This window comes from Halanaerobium saccharolyticum (assembly GCF_004362045.1).
Taxonomy (GTDB): Bacteria; Bacillota; Halanaerobiia; order Halanaerobiales; family Halanaerobiaceae; genus Halanaerobium; species Halanaerobium saccharolyticum_C.
Map to the genome: position 1 here is coordinate 1 of NZ_SNWX01000067.1, position 2321 is coordinate 2321.

Annotated in this window: 3 protein-coding genes; 2 read left to right on the forward strand and 1 reads right to left on the reverse strand. The window is 28.6% G+C overall.

Annotation, left to right across the window (positions count from 1 at the left end; all coding sequences use genetic code 11):
• Window positions 1-161: 161 nt before the first annotated feature.
• On the reverse strand, window positions 162-1019 hold the full coding sequence (locus DFR79_RS15970; RefSeq protein WP_133516446.1) for an SDR family oxidoreductase: 858 nt from the start codon (window positions 1017-1019) through the stop codon (window positions 162-164).
• Between the two features lie 513 nt (window positions 1020-1532).
• Here DFR79_RS15970 and DFR79_RS15975 point away from each other — a divergent pair.
• Together DFR79_RS15975 and DFR79_RS15980 are read left to right on the forward strand one after the other, a co-directional pair.
• Window positions 1533-1868 (forward strand): type II toxin-antitoxin system RelE/ParE family toxin, encoded by a 336-nt coding sequence (locus DFR79_RS15975; protein ID WP_133516447.1) that lies wholly within the window; start codon window positions 1533-1535, stop codon window positions 1866-1868.
• An 11-nt stretch (window positions 1869-1879) separates the two neighbouring features.
• Window positions 1880-2158 carry a helix-turn-helix transcriptional regulator gene (locus DFR79_RS15980; RefSeq protein ID WP_133516448.1) on the forward strand — a complete coding sequence of 93 codons (279 nt, stop codon included), beginning with the start codon at window positions 1880-1882 and terminating at the stop codon, window positions 2156-2158.
• Window positions 2159-2321: the final 163 nt, after the last annotated feature.

Consider the following 2321-nt stretch of genomic DNA (forward strand, 5'->3'; position numbering starts at 1 on the left):
ATCTGCCTAAAACAGTAAAATGATATTACTTTAATTCTGCTAAATATTGAAATTTCAAGGGGCAAAAGGGTTATTTATGTGCGAAGTTTGAGTAATTCTTTTTTTAATTTATCTAAATTCAATTTAACTCCCTTCTTTCATTTATCTGATAAATAATTATTTTAAATATTATTGTCTTTTAAGCTTTTATAAAACTCTTTTAAAGTATGTTTACCCTTTTCTGGAGCAATCATATCCATTGATAAAACGCTTAAGAAAAACTCTATTGGTCCATAAAACTTTTGAGAGGTAAATGTTCGTATCGTGAATAGAATAACTTTTCTTATCCAGTCAGGTAAATATGTTATCTTTTTTTCTTTTGCTGCAACATTAAATGCAATACTAGCAATTTCATTTTGCGATAATATTTTAGGCCCTCCAACCTTTATCTCTTTTTTTGGTTTTTTTATAGAATCTACACATATTTTCGCCAAATCTTCACCATGAATGGGATTGGCTTTATATTCTCCATTACCAAATAAATAAACACGACCTTTTTGAGCCATATAAAAAAACTCTTCCATATCAGAGAAAAATCCATTTGGACGAATTATACAATAATCGATATTAGATTTTTTTAATTCCTCTACAAATAATTCTTTTGCTTCACATATTTTTAAGTTTTTAAGTTTCTGTCCATTTAATACAGAAATATAAATTAATTTTTTAATACCGCTTTTTTTAGCTTCTTCTAATAAATTCTTATTAGCCTGATAATCTACATCCATATATGTAAGACCATCTTTTTGTTTTGTAATTCCTACTGTAGAAATTACATAATCAATATTGTCACAACAGTTTTTAATCGAATCAGGTTTAGTTAATTCAGCTTCGATTACTTCAACTTTTTCAGAATTATTTTGTTCTAATTTTGCTCTATTCCGGACAATAACTCTTACCTCATGCTGTTGGTCTAGAAGTTCACTTAAGATATAACCACCCAGGTATCCAGTTGCCCCTGCTAATAATACTTTACTCATATAATTATTCCTCCCTATTTGTATTAAGTCTATCTCTTTAATACTAGCTCATTCGCAGTTTTTCATTTTTCTTTGAACTAGAAAAGTAGAAACTTAAGGCATAAATATTAATTCTCCATTCTTACAATATTCAGGAACTGTTTCAATTTCAATGTATATTAAGTTTGAGAACTCGGCTATAGTTGCTGCAACAACTTCCTGGCGTTGCATTCTGACGTTCCTGGGATTTGCACTAGTGACTGATTCCGCAGAAACTGGCGTAAAGCTTGTTTTTTGTATCCGTGGTTGGTTAATCTTTAAGCTTTATGACAGAAGGTATGTCGCCAAACCCATGTTATGTGATGCTGTTGCTTTATCTATTAATTTATCAATTATTAACTTACTTCATGCAAAAGAAAAAAATTCCTGCATTTATACAGTGATAAATGTTTTATATAACTTAATCTTAAATTTTAACTTCCTTTTATAACATATATGTGATATAATAAATTTAGAAATTGGAGTGAATAGATTATGTATAAAATTAAGTATTATGCAAAAAATAATAAATCTCCAGTAATTGAATTTATTAAAGAACAGTCAGCTAAAGAAAAAGCTAAAATTCTAAGAGAAATAGAACTTCTAGAAGAATTTGGTCTATTCCTTGGTATGCCACATCTTAAAAAGTTAAAGGGATATGATGATCTCTGGGAATTACGAATAAAGCATAGTACTAATATATTTAGGATTTTCTTTTTAAATTATCAGGATGGTGTCTTTGTTCTTTTGCATATCTTTAAGAAAAAATCTAATAAAACTCCACAGAGAGAAATAAATATTGCGCTTAACAGACTTAATTCTACCAAGTGAGGTGAAACAAAATGGAATTTATAGATCATAAAGATTTTAAAAATGAACTTTTTGAATCTAAAGAAGTTAAAGAAGAATATGAAAAACTGAATGTTATGTATGAAATTAAAAAACAAATAATCAGGTATAGAATAGAAAATGATTTAACTCAGAAAGAATTAGCAGATAAAATAGGAACTAAACAGTCTGCTATTTCCAGACTAGAAAATGATGATTATAATCCGAGTGTTGAATTTCTTGATAAAGTTGCTCATGCACTTGGTAAAAAACTTGAAATTAGATTTAATTAACAGTGCTGAAGGTTTTCTTCCAGATTCTTTTCAAACTCAGCTGCTGTTATTTTATCCACTCCGGCAGCTGCTTTTTTGTTGATTTCTAACCATGCCAGCTTTAAAGCTCCATAGTTTATCTGTCTGTATAAATCTCTAAACCGATATTTCTTTTCTCTCTTTG